The 19,343-nt window shown below is 74.4% G+C and carries 17 protein-coding genes, 1 tRNA gene and 1 pseudogene; 9 read left to right on the top strand and 10 right to left on the bottom strand.

Going from position 1 to position 19,343, the window contains the following annotated elements; translation table 11 throughout:
• Positions 1–5: 5 nt before the first annotated feature.
• Entirely contained in the window at positions 6–2,225 is a 2,220-nt protein-coding gene (locus ACFY15_RS14785; protein WP_390686852.1) for an NADP-dependent isocitrate dehydrogenase, read from the top strand.
• A gap of 82 nt (positions 2,226–2,307) precedes the next feature.
• On the opposite strand, the gene ACFY15_RS14790 is transcribed toward ACFY15_RS14785, so the two are convergent.
• A complete protein-coding gene (locus ACFY15_RS14790; protein ID WP_390686853.1) occupies positions 2,308–2,745 on the bottom strand; it encodes a hypothetical protein in 438 nt (145 codons plus the stop codon).
• A 338-nt stretch (positions 2,746–3,083) separates the two neighbouring features.
• Here ACFY15_RS14790 and ACFY15_RS14795 point away from each other — a divergent pair, with 338 nt between their 5' ends.
• Together ACFY15_RS14795 and ACFY15_RS14800 are read left to right on the top strand one after the other, a co-directional pair.
• A complete protein-coding gene (locus tag ACFY15_RS14795) occupies positions 3,084–4,778 on the top strand; it encodes an endo-1,3-alpha-glucanase family glycosylhydrolase (protein ID WP_390686854.1) in 1,695 nt (564 codons plus the stop codon).
• A gap of 265 nt (positions 4,779–5,043) precedes the next feature.
• Positions 5,044–6,186, top strand: a complete 1,143-nt coding sequence (locus ACFY15_RS14800) for an aminotransferase class V-fold PLP-dependent enzyme (protein WP_390686855.1) — start codon at positions 5,044–5,046, stop codon at positions 6,184–6,186.
• 15 nt (positions 6,187–6,201) lie between these two features.
• Here ACFY15_RS14800 and cobF read toward each other — a convergent pair whose 3' ends face one another.
• Positions 6,202–6,954, bottom strand: coding sequence for a precorrin-6A synthase (deacetylating) (gene cobF / locus ACFY15_RS14805; protein ID WP_390686856.1), 753 nt, complete (start codon positions 6,952–6,954; stop codon positions 6,202–6,204).
• An 18-nt stretch (positions 6,955–6,972) separates the two neighbouring features.
• Here cobF and ACFY15_RS14810 point away from each other — a divergent pair, with 18 nt between their 5' ends.
• Genes ACFY15_RS14810 through ACFY15_RS14825 form a run of 4 tightly spaced genes read left to right on the top strand, consistent with a single transcriptional unit; the run spans position 6,973 to position 10,286 of the window.
• Positions 6,973–7,728 carry a (Fe-S)-binding protein gene (locus tag ACFY15_RS14810; protein ID WP_390686857.1) on the top strand — a complete coding sequence of 252 codons (756 nt, stop codon included), beginning with the start codon at positions 6,973–6,975 and terminating at the stop codon, positions 7,726–7,728.
• Entirely contained in the window at positions 7,725–9,203 is a 1,479-nt protein-coding gene (locus tag ACFY15_RS14815) for a lactate utilization protein B (RefSeq protein ID WP_390686858.1), read from the top strand. Before ACFY15_RS14810 ends, ACFY15_RS14815 begins: the two co-directional genes overlap by 4 nt.
• On the top strand, positions 9,200–9,886 hold the full coding sequence (locus tag ACFY15_RS14820; protein ID WP_390686859.1) for a lactate utilization protein C: 687 nt from the start codon (positions 9,200–9,202) through the stop codon (positions 9,884–9,886). Before ACFY15_RS14815 ends, ACFY15_RS14820 begins: the two co-directional genes overlap by 4 nt.
• A gap of 4 nt (positions 9,887–9,890) precedes the next feature.
• A complete protein-coding gene (locus ACFY15_RS14825) occupies positions 9,891–10,286 on the top strand; it encodes a VOC family protein (protein WP_390686860.1) in 396 nt (131 codons plus the stop codon).
• Here the strand turns inward: ACFY15_RS14825 and ACFY15_RS14830 are convergent.
• Positions 10,266–10,748 carry a DUF309 domain-containing protein gene (locus ACFY15_RS14830; RefSeq protein ID WP_390686861.1) on the bottom strand — a complete coding sequence of 161 codons (483 nt, stop codon included), beginning with the start codon at positions 10,746–10,748 and terminating at the stop codon, positions 10,266–10,268. The genes ACFY15_RS14825 and ACFY15_RS14830 overlap by 21 nt on opposite strands.
• A gap of 119 nt (positions 10,749–10,867) precedes the next feature.
• On the opposite strand from ACFY15_RS14830, the gene ACFY15_RS14835 reads away from it, so the two are divergent.
• Both ACFY15_RS14835 and ACFY15_RS14840 read left to right on the top strand, forming a co-directional pair.
• Positions 10,868–10,944: transfer RNA gene (locus ACFY15_RS14835), tRNA-Pro, on the top strand.
• Positions 10,945–11,730: 786 nt separating this feature from the next.
• Positions 11,731–11,859, top strand: coding sequence for a phosphatase PAP2 family protein (locus ACFY15_RS14840; protein ID WP_390687056.1), 129 nt, complete (start codon positions 11,731–11,733; stop codon positions 11,857–11,859).
• Positions 11,860–11,969: 110 nt separating this feature from the next.
• Here ACFY15_RS14840 and ACFY15_RS14845 read toward each other — a convergent pair.
• The 7 genes and pseudogenes from ACFY15_RS14845 to ACFY15_RS14875 all read right to left on the bottom strand — a co-directional run.
• Positions 11,970–12,993 (bottom strand): annotated as a pseudogene (locus ACFY15_RS14845) (YihY/virulence factor BrkB family protein); the annotation flags it as partial.
• A gap of 156 nt (positions 12,994–13,149) precedes the next feature.
• On the bottom strand, positions 13,150–15,474 hold the full coding sequence (locus ACFY15_RS14850; protein WP_390686862.1) for a heavy metal translocating P-type ATPase: 2,325 nt from the start codon (positions 15,472–15,474) through the stop codon (positions 13,150–13,152).
• A gap of 131 nt (positions 15,475–15,605) precedes the next feature.
• A complete protein-coding gene (locus ACFY15_RS14855) occupies positions 15,606–15,827 on the bottom strand; it encodes a ferredoxin (protein ID WP_390686863.1) in 222 nt (73 codons plus the stop codon).
• Positions 15,824–17,161, bottom strand: a complete 1,338-nt coding sequence (locus ACFY15_RS14860; protein WP_390686864.1) for an NADH-ubiquinone oxidoreductase-F iron-sulfur binding region domain-containing protein — start codon at positions 17,159–17,161, stop codon at positions 15,824–15,826. The genes ACFY15_RS14855 and ACFY15_RS14860 overlap by 4 nt, the downstream gene beginning before the upstream one ends.
• A complete protein-coding gene (locus ACFY15_RS14865; protein WP_390686865.1) occupies positions 17,158–17,850 on the bottom strand; it encodes a ferric reductase-like transmembrane domain-containing protein in 693 nt (230 codons plus the stop codon). Before ACFY15_RS14865 ends, ACFY15_RS14860 begins: the two co-directional genes overlap by 4 nt.
• Positions 17,847–18,836, bottom strand: a complete 990-nt coding sequence (locus ACFY15_RS14870; protein WP_390686866.1) for an FAD:protein FMN transferase — start codon at positions 18,834–18,836, stop codon at positions 17,847–17,849. The genes ACFY15_RS14865 and ACFY15_RS14870 overlap by 4 nt, the downstream gene beginning before the upstream one ends.
• A complete protein-coding gene (locus tag ACFY15_RS14875) occupies positions 18,833–19,273 on the bottom strand; it encodes a hypothetical protein (protein WP_390686867.1) in 441 nt (146 codons plus the stop codon). The genes ACFY15_RS14870 and ACFY15_RS14875 overlap by 4 nt, the downstream gene beginning before the upstream one ends.
• Between the last annotated feature and the right edge of the window lie 70 nt (positions 19,274–19,343).

The raw sequence follows: 19,343 nt of genomic DNA on the forward strand, positions 1-19,343 counted from the left end.
ATCCGGTGACTGACTCGACCATCATCTACACGCACACTGACGAGGCCCCGGCCCTCGCGACGTATTCCTTCCTGCCGGTGGTCCAGGCCTACGCGTCGACGGCCGGTGTGAATGTCGAGACCCGTGACATCTCCCTGGCCGGTCGGATCATCGCCCTGTTCCCCGAGTACCTCGAGGAGGGGCAGCGCATCGCCGACGCCCTCGCCGAGCTCGGCGAGCTGGCGAAGACCCCTGAGGCCAACATCATCAAGCTGCCCAACGTCTCGGCCTCGATCCCGCAGCTGAAGGCCGCGATCGCCGAGCTCCAGGGCCAGGGCTACGCCCTTCCGGACTACCCGGACGACCCGAAGACCGACGAGGACCGCGACGTCCGCGCCCGCTACGACAAGATCAAGGGCAGCGCCGTCAACCCGGTCCTGCGCGAGGGCAACTCCGACCGCCGCGCCCCCGCCTCGGTGAAGAACTACGCCAAGGCCCACCCGCACCGCATGGGCGCCTGGACCCCCGAGTCGAAGACGAACGTCGCCACCATGGCCGCGAACGACTTCCGCTCCACCGAGAAGTCGGCCGTCATCGCCGAGGCCGGCACCCTGCGCATCGAGCACGTCGCCGCCGACGGTGCGACCACCGTCCTGCGCGAGTCCGTACCGGTCCTCGCCGGCGAGGTCGTGGACGCGTCCGTCATGCACGTCGACGCGCTGCGCACCTTCCTGAACGACCAGATCGAGCGTGCCAAGGCCGAGGGCGTCCTGTTCTCCGTGCACCTCAAGGCCACGATGATGAAGGTCTCCGACCCGATCATCTTCGGCCACGTGGTCCGCGCCTTCCTCCCGAAGACCTTCGCCCGCTACGGCGAGACCCTGGCCGCCGCCGGCCTGTCCCCCAACGACGGCCTCGGCACCATCCTGAACGGCCTGGGCGCCCTCGCCGACGGCGACGCGATCAAGGCCTCGATCGACGCCGAGATCGCCGAGGGCCCGGCCCTGGCGATGGTCGACTCCGACAAGGGCATCACCAACCTGCACGTGCCGTCCGACGTCATCGTCGACGCCTCGATGCCGGCCATGATCCGCACCTCCGGCCACATGTGGGGCCCGGACGGCGCCGAGGCCGACACCCTCGCCGTCCTCCCGGACAGCAGCTACTCCGGCGTCTACCAGGCCGTCGTCGAGGACTGCCGCGCCCACGGCGCGTTCGACCCGGCCACCATGGGCTCGGTGCCGAACGTCGGCCTCATGGCCCAGAAGGCCGAGGAGTACGGCAGCCACGACAAGACCTTCGAGATCGCCGCCGCGGGCACCGTCCGCGTCGTCGACGCCGCGGGCAACGTGGTCCTGGAGCAGGAGGTCGCCGCCGGCGACATCTTCCGCGCCTGCCAGACCAAGGACCTGCCCATCCAGGACTGGGTCAAGCTCGCCGTCACCCGCGCCCGTGCCACCGGCGCCCCGGCCGTCTTCTGGCTCGACGAGGACCGCGCCCACGACGCGCAGCTCATCGCCAAGGTCAAGACGTACCTGGCCGAGCACGACACCGACGGTCTGACCATCGAGATCCTCTCCCCAGTCGAGGCCACCAAGTACTCCCTGGAGCGCATCCGCCGCGGCGAGGACACCATCTCGGTGACCGGCAACGTGCTGCGCGACTACCTGACCGACCTGTTCCCGATCCTGGAGCTGGGCACCAGCGCCAAGATGCTGTCGGTCGTCCCGCTGATGGCGGGCGGCGGCCTCTTCGAGACGGGCGCCGGCGGCTCCGCCCCGAAGCACGTCCAGCAGCTGGTCAAGGAGAACTACCTGCGCTGGGACTCGCTGGGCGAGTTCTTCGCGCTGGCCGCGTCCTTCGAGCACCTCTCCACCACCACGGGCAACGCCCGCGCCCAGGTGCTGGCCGACACCCTCGACCGCGCCACCGGCACCTTCCTCAACGAGGACAAGTCGCCGACCCGTCGCCTCGGCGGCATCGACAACCGCGGCAGCCACTTCTACCTCGCCCTGTACTGGGCGCAGGAGCTGGCCGGCCAGAGCGACGACGCCCAGCTGGCCGCGGCCTTCGAGCCGCTCGCCAAGACGCTGGCCGAGCAGGAGGAGACCATCGTCTCCGAGCTCATCGCCGTCCAGGGCTCCCCGGCCGAGATCGGCGGCTACTACCAGCCCGACCCGGCCAAGGCCGCCGCGGTCATGCGTCCGTCCGCGACGCTGAACCAGGCGCTCGCGCTCCTGGGCTGACGCCCCGGGCTGTAGCAGTGGTACGGGTCCGCCCCGGCCGGCACACCACGCCGGCCGGGGCGGACCCGCGTCCGGCGGCGTCTCAGAGGCGGTGCACGCGGCCCTCGCCGACCGCCAGGGGGTGGCGGCCCGCCGCCAGGATGCGCAGGCCGGGCGCCACGGCGAGCAGCCGCCGCAGCCAGGCCAGGGCCTCGGGGGAGAGCCGGTCGCTGTCGTCCAGCACCAGCAGCAGGTCCCGTTCGGCGAGCCAGGAAGCGGCGTCCGGCGCCCCGCAGGGCAGGACCGGCACACCGGGCAGCCGGCCCAGCGCGGCCACGAGGTCGCGCACGCCGCCGTCCCCGCAGGGGCGGACCACGACCGCGCCGTCGCAGAAGTTGGAGGAGATCCGCCGCGCGATGTCCCGCACGAGCAGGCTCCGCGGTTCGCGGAAGCGGCCCGTGACGGTCAGCACCCGGCCCCGCCGGACGGCGGTGAGCAGGACCGAAAGCTCCGTGGAGGTGGCCGGAAGTGTTCCGGCCACCCCGTCCGATCGTGCGGGCCTGATGTCGCCCATCATCACGATGCCCCCCATTGCATGCGTGACCGGTGCGGCAGCCGGGACGGTTCGGGCCGCGTGACGACGATTATGCGCCCCTTGCCCGGCACGCCTAGGGGAATGTCGTATTCCGTACTGTCGCATCCGCGCCGGCGGATGGACGCCACATCAGCCCCGGCGCAGCGGACTTCGTCGTTCCTGTGGTCCGCGTGACGTACCTGCCGCGGCCGGGCCGAGGGCGAACGGTTGTCCGTGCTGCGGACATCGGCTCTACTGCTCTCAGCCCCCCCCCGGCGGGGCGCGTTCCAGGGAGGGGCTCGACGATGACGGCGGACCGGCGGACCAACAGGCGTGCACGCAGGCCCTCTTCGCACCGGCGCCGCCCGCTCCTGCGGGGCAGCGGGCCGTTACTCGCCCTGGCGCTCTCGGTGTTCCTCCTGGTCGGCGTCTGCGCCGCCACCGGTATCGCCGGGGACCCCTTCTCGACCGGCGCCGCCGCCCCGGCCGCGCCCCGGTCCGGCGCACCCGGGTCCGCCGGACCGTCCGCCGTCCCCACCGCCCCGCCGTCCGACGGCCGTGGCACGGACCCGGGCCCGGCCGGGGCCACGCCACCCGCCACCCGCGGCCGGGTCGACACCGGCGGCCCCCGGCCCGCCGGCGCCCTCCCCTTCGACCTGCCCGGCCCGGCCGCGCTGCGCTCCGGCGACGCGGGCCGCAAGCTGGTGTTCGCCCACTACTTCACCCCGTACCCGCTCTCCCTGGACAACGCGAGCGCCGACGCCGACTACTACACCCGCAACTACCTCGATCCCGGCGGCGAGAGCGGCAAGCACCGGAGCTACGGCGGCCTGCTGCGCGACCGCCCGCTGCCCGTCCCGCCGAAGGACGGCGACTGGGAGTACGCCAACCTCCGGCAGGAGGTGCGCACCGCGCGCGACGCGGGCATCGACGGCTTCACGCTCGACCTGCTTTCCCTCTCCGGCAAGAACCGGGAGCGGGCCGACATGCTGCTGCGGGCGGCCCACGCGGTGGACCCCGCCTTCAAGATCATGCTGATGCCGGACATGACGGCCCTGGACACCGACGACCCCGCGGTCCTCGCCGAGGCCGTGGCCGCCCTCGCCGCGTCCCCTGCCGCCCACCGGCTCGGCGACGGCCGCCTCGTCCTCTCCCCGTTCAAGGCCGAGCAGAAGGACCCCGGCTGGTGGAGCAGGGTCCTCGACACCCTCAGGACCCGGTACGGCATCCGCACTGCCTTCGTCCCTCTCTTCCTCGACTTCGACGCCCACAGCGAGGCCTTCGCGCCCCTCAGCTACGGGTTCTCCGAGTGGGGCAGCCGCAGTTACGCCGGCCAGGAGGGCGCCGCCGCCGACGTCCGGCGGGCCCACGGCCTCGGCAGGATCTGGATGCAGCCCGTGTCCGTCCAGGACGCCCGGCCCAACCAGGGGATCTACGACGAGGCCGGCAACACCGAGACCCTGCGTTCCACCTGGACCCACGCCATCGACGACGGCGCCGACTGGGTCCAGCTCACCACCTGGAACGACTACTCCGAGGGCAGCCAGTTCGCCCCGTCCCTGCACAACGGCTACGCGTACCTGGACCTCGCGTCGTACTACCTGACCCGCTTCAAGACCGGCGCCTGGCCGCCCGTCGTGCGCGACACCCTGTACCTCACCGCCCGCACCCAGTTCGCCGACGCCGACCCCGGCGGCGCCCAGTCCCTGGTGATGTCCCTGCGCAAGGGCAGCGCCGCCGCCCGGGACACGGTGGAGGTGCTCAGCTTCCTGACCCGGCCCGGGAGCATCCGTACGGCGGTCGGCCGGACCGCGGGGGAGTACGGGGCCCCGGCCGGACTCCACTCCGCACTGCTCCCCCTGGGGCCCGGCATCAGCTCCGCCCGGCTGGTGCGCGACGGCAGGGCCGCGGCGGAGGTGGAACTGCCGTACCCGGTGGACCGGAAGGTTCCCGTACAGGACCTCCAGTACTACGCGGCGACGAGCGGCCGGGCGGGGTAGGGGAGCCCGGACGGCCGGCGCGAGCCACCCGACGGGACGGCCCGGCCGACCCGGCCTCGGCTCCGCCCGGCCCCCGCCCCGCCCCGCCCCCGTGGCCCGCCCGGGTTCCGCCGCCGGGCACAGGGGCCGAAATCGGGCGCGGCGGGGTCCCTGCCAGGCCAATCCCGCCCAAGCGGCCCTTTCCCTCCGCCCCGGTGCGCCGCATGCTGCCCGAGCGGGCCCACGAGGCCAGGCGCGCCCGCCCGTTCCCGACCCGGAGGCATCCGTGACCGAACCGACCGCCCCGTCCGCCTTCCCCGGCGGCCCCGCCCTCTTCCGGCTGGACCCCGCCGTCGCGCACCTCAACCACGGCTCGTACGGGGCGGTCCCGCTGCCCGTCCAGGAGGCCCAGGAAGCCCTGCGCGCCCAGGCCCACGCCGACCCCGACACCTTCTTCAACGGCGTCTCGGACCGGCTCGCCGCCGCCCGCGGCCGGATCGCGGCCCGCCTGGGCGCCGACCCGGACGGTCTCGCCTTCATCTCCAACGCGACCGAGGGCGCCAACCTCGCGCTCGACGCCATCCCCCTCGCCGAGGGCGACGAAATCCTGGTCACCGACCACGGCTACGGCACCGTCGTCGACGCCGCCGCCCGCCGGGCGAAGGTCACCACCGTGGCCCTGGACCCCCGCCTCCCCGACGAGGACGCCGTCCGGGAGGCCGTGCTCGCCGGGGTCACCCCGCGCACCCGGGTGGCCCTGCTCGACCACGTCAGCTCGCCGACCGCCCGCCTCATCGCGGGCCCCCGGCTGCTGGCCGACCTCGCCGCCCGCGGGATCACCACCGTCGTCGACGGCGCTCACACCCCCGGCATGCTGGCCGAACCGGTCGCCGCCGGAGCCGACTTCTGGTTCGGGAACCTGCACAAATGGGGGTACGCCCCGTCCGGCAGTGCCCTCCTCGCCGTGGCCCCCGCCCACCGCGCCCGGGTCCGCGCCCTCAGCCCGTCCTGGGAGGACCACCGGGGCTTCCCGCTCTCCGTCGAGTACCGCGCCACCTTCGACTACACCGGCTGGCTGGCCGCCCCCGAAGGCCTCGACCTCCTGGAGCGGCTCGGCGCCGACCGGGTCCGGGCCCACAACAGCGCACTGGCCGGCTACGGCGCCGAACTGCTCGCCCGGATCCCCGGACTCACCCTGCTGCCGCACACCCCGGGCCTGGCCTTGCGCTCCCTGCTGCTGCCGCCGGGCGTCGCCGAGACCCGCGAGGCCGCCACGGCCCTGCGCGAGGAACTCGCCGCGAAGCTCCGCATCCGGGTCCTGGTCTGGCCCTGGGCGGGCGGCGGGGGCCTGCGGGTCTGCGGGCAGGTCTACAACCGGCCCGAGGAGTACGAACGCCTCGCCGCGGCCCTCCCGGCCTTCCTGCCCTGACCCGCCCCGGCCGCCTCAGGACCGCCGCAGCAGATAGGTGTCCATGATCCAGCCCTTGCGGGCCCGGGCCTCGGTCCGCAGCTCCTCGATGCGGCCGGACACCTCCGACAGCCTCCCCGACACCAGGATCTCGTCCGGGGTGCCCACGTACGCGCCCCAGTAGATGAAGAGGTCCTGGTCGAGGTGGGCCGTGAACGCGTGCCGCGCGTCCAGCATCACCACCACGTCGTCCACGTCCTGCGGCCAGCCCTCCGCCAGCCGCCGGCCGGTGGTGATCTGGACCGGGCGCCCCACCCGGTTCAGGTTGGTGCGGTGCCGCGCCAGCAGCGCCGACACGCTGCTGATGCCCGGCACCACCTCGTGCTCGAACGCCACCCGGCCGCGCTCCAGCACCTCGTCGAGGATCGCGAGCGTGGAGTCGTACAGCGAGGGGTCGCCCCACACCAGGAACGCGCCCGTCTCGCCGTCCGCCAGGTCCTCGGCGACGAACCGCTCGAAGATCTCCGCCCGGGCGCTGCGCCAGCCGTCCACCGTCGGCGCGTAGTCGGCCGGGGTGCGGTCGCGGTCCGGGTCGCGGCCCTCCACCAGGCGGTGGCCGGGCCGGGCGTGCGCCTCCAGCATGGCGCGCCGCAGCCCCGTCAGGTCCGCCTTCTCCTCCCCCTTCTCCAGGATGAGGAATGCGTCCGCCGCGCCGATCGCCTTGACCGCCTGGAGGGTCAGGTGGTCCGGGTCGCCCGCGCCTATACCGATCACTGAGAACTTCTTCACCGGGCTATTGTGCCCACCATGCGTGTCGCCCTGTTCGTCACCTGCGTCAACGACGCCCTGTACCCCCGTACGGGGATCGCCGTCGTCCGCCTCCTGGAGCGGCTCGGGGTCGACGTGGACTTCCCGGCCGCGCAGAGCTGCTGCGGCCAGCCGCAGTACAACACCGGCTACCGCCGCGAGGCCGAGCCGCTGCTGCGCCGCACCGCCGAGGCCTTCGCCGGCTACGACCACGTGGTCACCCCCTCCGGCTCCTGCGCCGCGATGGTCCGCGCGCACTACCCGCGCATCGCCCGCCAGGCCACCCGGGAGGGCAGGGGGAGCGGACTCGAACGGCTCGCCGAGGACCTCGTCCCGCGCGTGTACGAACTCACCGAGTTCCTCGTGGACGTGCTCGGAGTGACCGACGTCGGCGCCTTCTTCCCGCACACCGTCACCTACCACCCCTCCTGTCACGGCCTGCGCACCCTCGGGCTGGGCGAGCGTCCCCGGCGGCTTCTGGCCGCCGTCAGGGGGATGGACCTCGTCGAACTGCCCGGCGCCGAGGAGTGCTGCGGCTTCGGCGGCACCTTCGCCGTCAAGAACCCCGACGTCTCCGCCGCCATGGGCGCCGACAAGGCCGCCGCCGCCCGCGCGACGGGCGCCGGGGTGCTGTGCGGGGCCGACAACTCCTGCCTCGCCCACCTCGACGGCATCCTCCGCCGCGCCGGCTCCCCGCTGCGCACCCTGCACCTCGCCGAGATCCTGGCGTCGACCGAGGAGGACCCGCTGCCATGACGCGTACCCCGCTGGGCATGCCCGCCTTCCCGCCCTTCCCGGAGGCGGCGAAGGAAGCCGTACGGGACGAGGTGCTGCGCGCCAACCTCCGCCGCGCCACCCACACCATCCGCGACAAACGCGCCCGCGCGGTCACCGAACTCGCCGACTGGGCCCGGCTGCGCGAGGCGGGCAGGGCCGTCAAGGACCACACCCTCCGATACCTCGACCACTACCTCCTCCAGCTGGAGGCCTCCGTCACCGCGGCCGGCGGCACGGTGCACTGGGCGGCCGACGCCGACGAGGCCAACCGCATCGTCACCGGCCTCGTCCGGGCCACCGGCGCACGCGAGGTCGTCAAGGTCAAGTCGATGGCCACCCAGGAGATCGGCCTCAACGAGGCCCTGGAGGCAGCAGGGATCGCCGCCTACGAGACCGACCTCGCCGAGCTCATCGTCCAGCTGGGCCACGACCGGCCCTCGCACATCCTCGTCCCCGCCATCCACCGGGGCCGCGGCGAGATCCGGGACGTCTTCCGCTCTGAGATGGGAGCCTGGGGCCGCCCGGCCCCCGACGACCTCGGCGACGACCCGCGCGAACTCGCCGAAGCCGCCCGCCTGCACCTGCGGGAGAAGTTCCTGCGCGCGAAGGTCGCCGTCTCCGGCGCCAACTTCATGGTCGCCGAAACCGGCACCATCGTCGTCCTCGAGTCCGAGGGCAACGGCCGGATGTGCCTGACCCTCCCGGAGACCCTGATCTCGGTCGTCGGCATCGAGAAGGTCGTCCCCACCTTCCGCGACCTGGAGATCTTCCTCCAGACCCTGCCGCGCTCCTCCACGGCCGAGCGGATGAACCCGTACACCACCATGTGGACCGGCACCGTGGACGGCGACGGCCCCTCCGCCTTCCACCTCGTCCTGCTCGACAACGGCCGCACCGACACCCTCGCCGACGGGACCGGCCGCCAGGCCCTGCGCTGCATCCGCTGCTCCGCCTGCCTGAACGTCTGCCCCGTCTACGAACGCGCCGGCGGCCACGCCTACGGCTCCGTCTACCCCGGCCCCATCGGCGCCGTCCTCAGCCCCCAACTGCGCGGCACCGGCAGCGCCATCGACGCCACCCTGCCCTACGCCTCCACCCTGTGCGGGGCCTGCTACGAGGTCTGCCCCGTCGCCATCGACATCCCCGAGGTACTGGTCCACCTGCGCGAACGCGTCGCCCAGGGCGGCCCGGTGACCCGCGAGGGGGTCCGCGTACGGCTGCGCCCCGCGCACGGCCACACCGCCGAGCGCGCCGCCCTGCGCGCCGTCCGGCTCCTCCTGGACCACCCCGGCGCGTTGCGCGCGGGCGAACGCCTCCTGGCCCGCGCCCGCCGGCTGCGCCCCCGCCGGCTCCCGGGCCCGGGCCGCGCCTGGACGGACACCCGCGAACTTCCCGACCTCCCGGCGGAACCCTTCCGCGACTGGTGGCTCCGAGAACGGGGGACCCGACCGTGACCACGAGGGACCGCATCCTGTCCCGCATCCGCAGGGCGAACTCCGCCCCGGACACCACCCACCCGGGCCCCTCCGGCGCGACTCCCGGGCCCGCGACCGCCGCGACCGCCACGGGCCCGGACGCCGTCCCCCGGGACTACCTGCGCGTCCACGGCACCCGCACCCCCGCCGAGACCGCGGACCTGCTCGCCGCCAACCTGGCCGAGTACCGGGCGCGGGTCCACCGCACGGACGAAGCCGGCCTCCCCCCGCTCCTGGCACGGCTGCTCGCCGCCTCCCGGACGGTCCTCGTACCCCCCGCCCTGCCCCCGTACTGGCTCTCGGCGGCCGGCACGACCCGGATCCACGACCGGGCCGCCTCCACCCCCCACGACCTGGACGGGGTCGACAGCGTCGTCACCGGCTGCGCCCTGGCCATCGCCGAGACCGGCACGCTCGTCCTGGACGGCGGCCCCGACCAGGGCCGGCGTCGCATCAGCCTGATCCCGGACCACCACATCTGCGTGGTCCGCGTCCCCGCCCAGGTGGTCGACTCCGTCCCGCAGGCCCTCGAACGCCTCGACCCCACCCGCCCGCTCACCTGGATCTCCGGCCCCTCGGCCACCAGCGACATCGAACTCGACCGGGTCGAGGGCGTCCACGGCCCCCGCACCCTGGACGTGGTCCTCCTCGGCGCACAATAGCCGCATGCCATCCCACATCGCCCTCACCACCCTCGTGGTCCGCGACTACGACGAGGCCATCGACTTCTACACCCGCGCCCTCGGCTTCGAACTGGCCGAGGACACCCCCCGCCCCGACGGCTCCCGCTGGGTCGTCGTCCGCCCGCCGGGCGCCAAGGAGGCCGCCCTCCTCCTGGCCCGCGCCAAGGACGACGCCCAGCGCTCCCGCATCGGCGACCAGACCGGCGGCCGGGTCGGCTTCTTCCTCTACACCGCCGACTTCGCGGCCGACCACGCCCGCATGACCGCGGAGGGCGTCCGCTTCCTGGAGGAGCCGCGCCACGAACCGTACGGCTCCGTCGCCGTCTTCGAGGACCTCTACGGAAACCGCTGGGACCTGCTACAGCCCGCCTCCGCCTAGCTCCGGTGCCTCCCGCGCCGCGTCCACCGCGGCCCCGGCCTCGACCCGGTGGGCCAACTCTCCGGCCCACCGGACCAGCCCCGGCAGGTCCATCCCGTACGCCCGCTCCACCCCGGCGAGCGAAGCCGCCCCGCGCCGCAGCAACCGCGCCCCGCCGAGGGTGTTCCCCCGCGCGGCATGCGTCAGCCCCACGGCGAGCTGCGCCAGCGCCCGCCACAGGGCGGCGTCCTCCGGGGGCCCGGACTTCCAGGCGTCCTCGAACACCTCGTGCGCGTGGAAGGGCATCCCGGCGTCCAGCAGCCGCTGCGCCTCCGCGACCGTCTCACCGGGCGGGCGCACCACCCCCTCGGGCTGCCGCGCCACCCCGTCGGCCCCGTACGCCAGCGGCCGCCCCAACCCGTCCCGGGGCCGCGCGCTCCGCGCCCGCCCCGCACCGTCCCGATCCCGCTCCCGCCCGTCCACGGGCCCATCCTCCCCCGCCCCGCTCACCCGTGCACACGCACCCCTCGACGTGCGGTAATGTTCTGCGTGTGCCCGGCGCACGGGGGAAACCCCGGGCCGCAGGGACACAGGCGGTACAACGGGACGTGGCGCAGCTTGGTAGCGCACTTGACTGGGGGTCAAGGGGTCGCAGGTTCAAATCCTGTCGTCCCGACCATGCTTTCAGCAGGTCGGAGGCCGTTCTCTCATCCATGAGAGGACGGCCTTTCGTGCGTCCGGAGCCATGATGGTCGCAGCCACGCCGGGCGGCCCGTGTCGGCGCCGGCCTTCTCGGCTCCGGTGAGGGTGCGGTCGATGGTGTCGACGGCTTCACGGGCGGCCTGACGGGTGAGGTGGCTGTAGAGGTTCGCGGTCGTGGACGGGGTGGTGGGTCCGAGCGGTCTGCCGTCGGGCCGACAGAAGACCAGTCCAGTCCGGTGAACGGATCGTCAGGATCGCCCCGTGCACAGGGCGTTGTCATCGCTCGGTGCCGGAGGGCGGTGGCGACCCGCGGTGAGATGGCGACCCGGCCGCGGCTGGAGCGGGTCTTCGGTGCCGTGATGACCGGTGTTCATCAGCAACCTGCCCGAAGGCCTGGCCGGCGCCGCCGGCATGCGCAGCGCCGGCCGCAGCCGACGCTGCGTCTTCACCCTGTGGGGCGGCATCGCGCTGGCCAGCGGCTTGGCGGCTCTCGCCGGGTGCGCGCTGCTCGGCGGGGCCTCCGAGACGGTGATGGCGGTGATCACGGCGGTGGCGGGCGGGGCGATCCTCGCCGTGATCGCGGACACGGTGATCCCCGAGGCTCACGGCAAGGTGCATCCACCTTCAGAGGGCCGTGGCGTCCCTGGAGATCTGCTGCGACGCCCGCGTCACACGCTCGCCCACCGGGGCATCGTTGCCATGGCTCCCCTCGGCGCTCATCGAACCCTTGACCTTCTTCCGCTTCGCGGTCCCCGCCGTGCTGGTGGCCGTCGAGCGCGTCCACAGCGGCGCCCACTACCCCTCCGACGTGGCGGCAGGTGCCGCGATCGGCGGCGCGGCGGCGGCCCTGGTCCGTACGGCGCCCCGCCTCCTGGTCCGCTGTCGACCATGACCACGCCTGCCCTGGTGGGTGACCGGCGAGCGGCAGGGTGTGCGCGCCCCGGCAAGCCTGGGACGCGCAAGCCGGCCAGCACCCCTCGGTCGGCCGCCGTCTGGCTCTCGGTCCAGGCGGTGATGGTCTTCCTCGCTCCATTCCCGGGTGTCCCGCGGCTCGACGTAGGGCTCCTCATCCGCAGGCAGCCCGCCCGCGATCGCGCGCTGGCGGACCATCTCGGCGTCGAACTCGAGACCCAGCAGGACGGCGAGGTTGGTGATCCACAACCACACCAGGAAGATGATCACGCCCGCGAGCGTGCCGTACGTCTTGTTGTACGAGCCGAAGTGCGCGATGTAGAACGCGAAGCCGGCCGAGGCGATCATCCAGATGACCAACGCGAGGAGGCTGCCCGGGGTCACCCACTTGAGGCCGCGGCCCTTGGCGTTGGGCGCGGCCCAGTACAGCAGCGCGATCATGACTGTGACCAGGACCAGCAGGACGGGCCACTTCGCGATCGACCACACCGTCATCGCGGTGTCGCCCACACCCAGCGCCGAGCCCGCCTGCCGGGCCAGAGCGCCGGTGAACACCACGATCAGCGCACTGGCCACCGCGAGGATCACGAGCACGACGGTCAGCCCCACGCGCAGCGGCAGCACCTTCCACACGGGCCGGCCCTCGGGCATGTCGTAGACGGCGTTGGAGGCGCGGATGAACGCGGCCACGTACCCGGACGCCGACCAGATCGCCACCAGCAGACCCACGAGGGCCAGCAGCGAGCCGATGCCGGCATTGCCCCGCAGCTGCTAACACCGCGTTGCTGATCACGTCCCGAGCCGCCCCCGGGGTGAGCTTCCGCAGGTTGTCCAGCACCTGCTTGGTCGCCGACTCGCCCGCGACACCCAGCAGCGACACCAGCACCAGCAGCGCGGGGAACAGGGCGAGGACCCCGTAGTAGGTCAGTGCCGCCGCCCGGTCCGCCAGCTCGTCGTCCTTGAACTCCTTCAGCGTCCCGCGCAGCACCGCTTTCCAGGACCGCTTGGGCAGCTCAGAGAGCCGATCCGGCGCCCGCTCCTCAACCTGCCGACCCGGACCCGCCGCCTCACCGCCGGGCCTCTGACGTCCTTCCCCGGGCCCCGGTGTCCTTGTGGGTTTCGTGGTCGGCGCATGTCCACTCCCACCGCACCCATGCCTGCGGCCGACCGGCTCATGCGAGGCGGCACACCAAGGCCGGCCGTACTCGCCGACTTCAACCGGCTTCGCCGCCGCGGTCCCCGCCGGGCAGGAGGAGAGAGCCGGCGTGCGTCATGGTGCGAGGGAGAAGTAGCTCTCTTCTTCCTGGGTGAAGTGCAGGCGCAGGACGGTGTGCAGGCCGTAGAGGCAGGAGCGCAGGTCCTCGACCTGTTCGGGGGCCAGTGCGCCGGTCGTGCGGGCGAGTTGCAGGTGGGTGGCGATGCGGCGGGAGAGCCGTTCGATCTCGGTGTGGGCGCGGCTCATGGTGGCGGTGGCCTCGGGTCCTCCGAGGGTGGGGGCGAGCGCCGGGTAGAGCTGGTGCTCCTCGGCGTACTCGTGCGGCAGCAGGCGCTCTGTCAGCAGCCGGTGCGTTTCCCCCACGGCCGCCAGGGCCGTCGGGTCGGGGGTGTCGGAGAGCCGGTCGGCGGCGTCGCGTACGGAGTCGAGGACGTCTCGCAGGTCGTCGTGTTCGGCCGCGAAGCGGTGGATGAGGGCTTCGGCGGCGGGGGTGAGGGCCGGACGGGCGGCCTGGCCGACGCGCAGGGCGCGCAGGGCGTTGAGGATCACGGCGGCGTCGATGGCTTCCTGGAGCAGTGCGCCGACGGCGGGCGGGAGCAGACCGGCGGCAGCCGCGGCCATGGCCGCCAGCGACATGACCATGCCGCCCAGAGCGCTCTGCACGGCGATGCGGCGGGCGCGCTGGGCGATGGCAACGGCGTCGGCCAGGCGGTCGACGCGGTCGGTGGTCAGGACGATGTCGGCGGCTTCCGAGGAGGCCGTGGAACCGCGGGAGCCCATGGCGACGCCGACGTCGGCGGTGGCGAGGGCGGGGGCGTCGTTGACGCCGTCGCCGACCATGACGGTGACCGCGCGTTCACGCTCGTCGCGTACGGCGGCGACCTTGCCTGCGGGGCTCAGTTCGGCGAGCACGCCGTCGAGGCCGAGGACGGCGGCGACCTCGTGGGCCGGTGCCGCCCGATCGCCGGTGAGCATCAGGAGCCGCTGGATGCCGGCCGCCCGCAGGTGGCGCAGGGTGCGCGGGGCGTCGTGACGCAGCGGGTCGCGCAGCAGGACCGCACCGGTGAGCCGCCTGTCGACGGTGAGCCAGGCCACGGCCGCGCCGTCGAGGAGCGCGCGGTTGTCGACCGCCTTGGCCCACGGGGGCCGTGCTTCGTCGGGGCCGAGGCGGCCGATGGCGACCCGGTGCCCGTTCACGCTGCCGGTGGCGCCCCGGCCGGGCTCCTCGGTGACGTCCGTCGGGACCGAGAGCGAGAGGCCGCGTTCCCGGGCGGTGTCGACGATGGCCTGGGCGAGGACGTGTGGCGAGTACTGGTCGAGCGAGGCGGCCAGGCGCAGCACTTCCGAGGGGGTGATGCCGGGGGCGGCGGTGACATCGAGGACGCGGGGGCGGCCGCGGGTGAGGGTGCCGGTTTTGTCGAGCAGGAGGGTACGGGCGCGGCCGAGGTTCTCCAGCGCGCCGCCGTCGCGGATGACCACGCCGATGCGTGAGGCGCGGGAGAGGCCCGAGACGATGGCGACGGGGGCGGCCAGCAGCAGGGGGCACGGGGTGGCGACGACGAGGACGGCGACCGCGCGTACGGCGGATCCGCTGATCAGCCAGGCCAGTCCCGCCACCGCGAGGGACAGGGGCAGGAACCAGGCCGCGTACCGGTCGGCCAGCCGCACGACCGGGGCGGACTCGGCACCGGCCTGGCGGGCCAGGCGCACGATCCCCGCATACGTGCTGTCCTGCTCCGTGGCGGTGGCCCGCAGTTCGAAGGCGCCACCGGCGTTGACCACGCCGCTGCGGACCGTCTCGCCCCGGGGCCGCTCGACCTGGAGGGACTCGCCGGTGAGCACCGACTCGTCCAGGACGGCGGCCGTGCTCTCCACACGGCCGTCGACCGGCACGACCTCGCCGGGGCCGACGACGAGCAGGTCGCCGGCAGCGACTTCCGCAAGTGAGACCGTGAGCACTCCGGAGTCCGTGCGGCGGCGCGCCGAGCGCGGCGCGTGCTCCAGCAGGGCGCGCAGGTCGTGCGAGGCGCGCCGCTGGGCCGCGGCCTCGAGCGTGCGGCCGGTGGCGAGCATGAGGGCGATCAGCGCACCGGCCAGGTACTCGCCCACCGCCAGGGTGCCGCCGAGCGCGAGTACGGCGATCAGGTCCACGCCCGCGTGTCCGCGGCGCAGCGCGGTCAGCACCCACACCACGGCGGGCACGATGGCGGCGACGGTGCCCAGAGCCCACAACAGGTCCGACAGGCCGTGCGCGCCGACGAGCCAGGCGATGCCGCCGCCGGCCAGCGCGGCCGCTGTGACGGCCAGGAGGACCGGTTCGAGCCGCAGGGAGGTGATGGCCGTCATGATGCGGCGCAGACCTGCTGCGGTGGGATTCATGGCGCACCTCGATCCGTGCGGTGCGGCGACCGCGGGGCTTGGTCCCTCCATCCCATCGTGGTGGTGACCTCGGCGACAGGGGCCGTCCGGTCCTTCTGCCGGGCCGGACGGCCGGGCCCGGCGCACGCCCGTCACGTCCGGCCGGCATCGAGGTGGAACGCCAGCAGGGGGCAGGCCGCGGCGGCCCGATGGGCGTGGGCGAGCAGGTGGTCGGGGACGGACCGGTCCTTGACTATCGGGTAGCCCCATTCGTCGAGGTCGATCAGTTCGGGCAGCAGTTCCCCGCACAGGCCCTGTCCGGTGCAGGCGATGCGGTCGATACGCAGGGTCGTGGCGCGAGTCGCGGGGGTCATCGCCAGGTCTCCGGGGGTACGGCGGGCGGTACGGGGATCCGCTGTGGCCGGTGGGTCGCGGCGCAGGCGCCCAGGGTGAGGTGGCGCTCGACGTCGTCCGCGAAGGCGCGCAGTGCGGAGGCGGCCAGGCGGGCGGCGCCGTCGGGGTGGCGGCAGGCGCCCCGGTCCGGCAGCAGGCCGACCCGCCGGCGCAGCCGTCGCAGCAGGTCCGTGTCGGCCCGTCCGGCGGCCAGTGCGGCGAAGTCCTCGGCGACGGCGGGCAGCCCGAAGCGGCACGGGCCGCACTGACCGGCGCCGTCGGCGGCGAGGTACGCGAGCATGCGCGCCGTCTCGGACAGTCCGCAGGCCGCCCGGGGCAGGGCGACCAGCACGCCCGCGCCGGGTGCGGCGCCCAGCGGGGCCAGGTCGCGCCGGGTGAGCGGCACTTGGAGGTGCTCGGCGGGAAGCCAGGTGCCGCCGAACCCGCCGAGCAGGAGCGCTTGCAGGGACTCCGTGCGGCCTCCGGCGCGGTCCAGGATCACGTCGAGTGGCGTCCCGAACGCGGTCTCCAGGACGCCCGGCGCCGCGACCGCGCCGGAGACGGTGACGAGCAGCGTGCCGGGCTCGTCCGCCGTTCCCGTCTGCCGGAACCAGTCCGGCCCGTAGCGGGCGATCAGGGCCAGGTGGGCGAAGGTCTCGGTGTTGCCCACCAGCGTGGGGCGGCGGGCGACACCGCGTTCGTGGGTACGGGGCGGGCTGCCCTGCGGGCGCGCCGGGCCGCCGTTGAGCCAGCGCACCAGCGACGTCGACTCACTGGAGACATAGGCGTGCGGAAGAGCGTGGAGGCGCAGCCGCACCGGGTCGAGACGGGCGCGCCGCCGCTCGTCCAGGGCCGAGCGCAGCTGCCCGGACCGGACGGCGCGGGTGCGGGGCAGACACACATGGACGGTGTCGGCGCCGACCGCCCTCGCAGCGAGCACGGCGCCGTCCAGGACCAGATGAGGTGCGACGGCGAGCAGGAACCCGTCCTTGCGGCTCGCCGGTTCGCTCTCCATCGCGTTCACGACCACCACGGCCCGGCCGCCCCGTTCCGCGACCGCGCGCAGCTTGCGGGCCGTGGGGAACCCTGCACCGCCGCGTCCGGTGAGCCCGGCCGCCTCGACGGCCTCCACCACGGACGTCGGCGACGTACGGGTGTCCGGAGCCGGCGGGCCGTAGCGCCGCAGGTGATCGGCGAGGGTGGCCGGCGCACCGGTGGCATACCAGCCGGAGAGGAGCCGGGGCACGTCCTGCGCCGGGGAGGGGGCCGAGGAGTTCGGGGCCACGTCCGTCGTCGCGTCTGTCGGCGTGTTCATCGTCCGCCTCCGATCAGGACCGTCGGCGTCACGGCGGCGCGCTGCGCCCAGCCCGGCTGGAGCGGCCCGGCGGCGAGGAACGCGGTGAGCACCACGGGGACGGCGGCCACGGCCATGGCGGCCGTCAGACGCCCGGCGACATGCCCCGGACCGGCCTTCGCCAGCCGCCACCACACGGCGGCGACCCCCGCCGCAAGGCAGCCGGCGTACAGCCACAGCTGGAGCGGGAGCCGGGTGTCGGTACCGGTCCCGGCGCTGTGGAAGAGGGCCAGCGGCCAGGCGGCGTACGCGAGCCAGTGCACGGCCTTCCAGGGACGCACCCCCAGCCGGCGCCGCAGCGCGCTGGTGACGAGGACCGCGAGCAGCAGGTCGAGCCCCGCGGTGCCGAGCCCGAGCCACAGGGGCCGGTAGGACGCCCCGTACGGCACCACCGCCGCCGCCCAGCTCAGATGCACGAACGGATCGAGCACCGCGGTCGCCACGTGCACGGCGAGGAACACCAGGGTGAGCAGGGACAGGTTGCGGTGCAGCAGCCCGATCTCGAAGCGGGCTACGCGACGGGGCGAGGTCCGTCCGCCGGAGGCGATGCCGAGCACCACCGTGGCGGTGAGCAGGACAAGGGCGAGGGTGCCGCCCGCACGGCTCGCGTACCAGAGAGGGCTGCCGGTCAGTGCCAGGGCCGTCGTCATCGCGGGCCTCCGGCGTCCGCGCTGCGCGATCCCGGCGGCGCGGGCGCGTGCGAGTCGGGCGGCCAGCCGCCGAGGCGTACCACCGCGCCGTCGAGGGCGGTCAGCCGGGCCGGCAGGGAGGTGCCGCGCAGCCAGTCGGGCGCCCGTTCGCCGAGTACGATCGCCGCCGTGCTGACGGCGTTGGCGTCCACGCAGGTGGCGGCCGCGATGGTGACCGTGCGCCACGCGGGTGCGGCGGGTTCCCCGGTGGCCGGGTCGACGATGTGGTGCAAGATCCGTCCGTCGCGCCGCCAGGCGCGCACCCGGATGCCCGAGGTCGCCAGGGCCCCGCCGGTCACCGCGATGGCGGCACCGCCTTCCGGCGCCGGCCGGGCGTGGTCGTCGGCGAGCGCGATCCGCCAGCCGCCCTCGGGTGAGGGTCCGGCGGTCGCCAGGTCGCCCCCGAGGCTCACCAGGACCCCGCAGCCGGTCGCTTCGGCGGCCTGGCGCGCGGCACGATCGGCGGCCAGCGCCTTGGCGGTGGCGCCGAGGTCGAGGCGGGAGCCCGGAGGCAGGCGCAGTCGGCGCGCACCCGGATCGAAGACGATCCGCCGCCAGCCGGGTGCCGGCCGGCCCACCGGCACGGGGCGGGCGTCGTCGGGGCGTACGGAGGCGAAGGTGCGGTCGTAGCCGAGCGCGGTCACCGCGCTGCCCACCGTCGGGTCCACCGCGCCGTCAGTGAGCCTGGCGGCCCGCAGCGCGGCTTCCAGAGCTTGGGCGAAGTACGTGCTGACCGCCGTCTTACGGCCCGCGTTCAGGTTCACACGGCTGAGTTCCGAATCGGGCCGGAAGCGGCTGCAGGCACGGTCGACGGCGGCCAGCTCGGTGCGCAGCACCGCTTCCGCGGTGGGCAGGGCGTCCGGGTCGGTGACGAGCAGGGCGGCCGTGGTGCCCAGCGCCGGGAAGACGATCCGGGCGGGAGCGGGTGCCGAGGGGTAAGCGTTCATGATGCCCCCGTCGTGGTCTGCGGCGGCTGCCGGGTCGCGACGGGCGGCTGGGCCGGGGGCTGCGGAGCCGGTGGCGTAACGGTGGCCGGCTGGGCCGGCGGCTGCGGAGCCGGCTGCGCGACCGGAGCCGCGTCCTCCACGTCGTCCTTGTCGCCGTCCTGCTCCTCGCGCCCCTCGTCGTCCTTTCCCACGGTGGCGGAAGCCGACGGCGCGGGATTCTGCACCGGTGCGTTCGCCGGTACGTTCGCGGGCGCGGAGGCGGCCGAACCGCCCGGCAGCAGGTGCGTGTAGAAGCCGCCCAGGGCCGCCGCGCCGGCGGCGGCCGTGACCGCGATCCACCGGGTGGTGCGGCGGCTGCGGCGCAGTCCGCGGTCGCGTGCGTACGGGGAGGCGACGGGTGTGGGTGTCGGCCGGAAGTCGTCGGGCGAGGGGGCCATGGCAGCGCTCCTGGAGAATCGGCGGCCCGGATCGGCTGCGTGCACTTCCAGGCTGTGCTCACCGCACCTG

This window comes from Streptomyces sp. NPDC001373 (assembly GCF_042895815.1).
Taxonomy (GTDB): domain Bacteria; phylum Actinomycetota; class Actinomycetes; order Streptomycetales; family Streptomycetaceae; genus Streptomyces.

Excerpts from the sequence above, each read along its gene's own strand:
- ACFY15_RS14795 (WP_390686854.1), top strand. The coding sequence starts at position 3,084 with ATGACGGCGGACCGGCGGACCAACAGGCGTGCACGCAGGCCCTCTTCG.
- ACFY15_RS14810 (WP_390686857.1), top strand. The coding sequence starts at position 6,973 with ATGCGTGTCGCCCTGTTCGTCACCTGCGTCAACGACGCCCTGTACCCC.
- ACFY15_RS14815 (WP_390686858.1), top strand. The coding sequence starts at position 7,725 with ATGACGCGTACCCCGCTGGGCATGCCCGCCTTCCCGCCCTTCCCGGAG.
- ACFY15_RS14825 (WP_390686860.1), top strand. The coding sequence starts at position 9,891 with ATGCCATCCCACATCGCCCTCACCACCCTCGTGGTCCGCGACTACGAC.
- ACFY15_RS14850 (WP_390686862.1), bottom strand. The coding sequence starts at position 15,474 with ATGAATCCCACCGCAGCAGGTCTGCGCCGCATCATGACGGCCATCACC.
- ACFY15_RS14855 (WP_390686863.1), bottom strand. The coding sequence starts at position 15,827 with ATGACCCCCGCGACTCGCGCCACGACCCTGCGTATCGACCGCATCGCC.
- ACFY15_RS14860 (WP_390686864.1), bottom strand. The coding sequence starts at position 17,161 with ATGAACACGCCGACAGACGCGACGACGGACGTGGCCCCGAACTCCTCG.
- ACFY15_RS14865 (WP_390686865.1), bottom strand. The coding sequence starts at position 17,850 with ATGACGACGGCCCTGGCACTGACCGGCAGCCCTCTCTGGTACGCGAGC.
- ACFY15_RS14870 (WP_390686866.1), bottom strand. The coding sequence starts at position 18,836 with ATGAACGCTTACCCCTCGGCACCCGCTCCCGCCCGGATCGTCTTCCCG.
- ACFY15_RS14875 (WP_390686867.1), bottom strand. The coding sequence starts at position 19,273 with ATGGCCCCCTCGCCCGACGACTTCCGGCCGACACCCACACCCGTCGCC.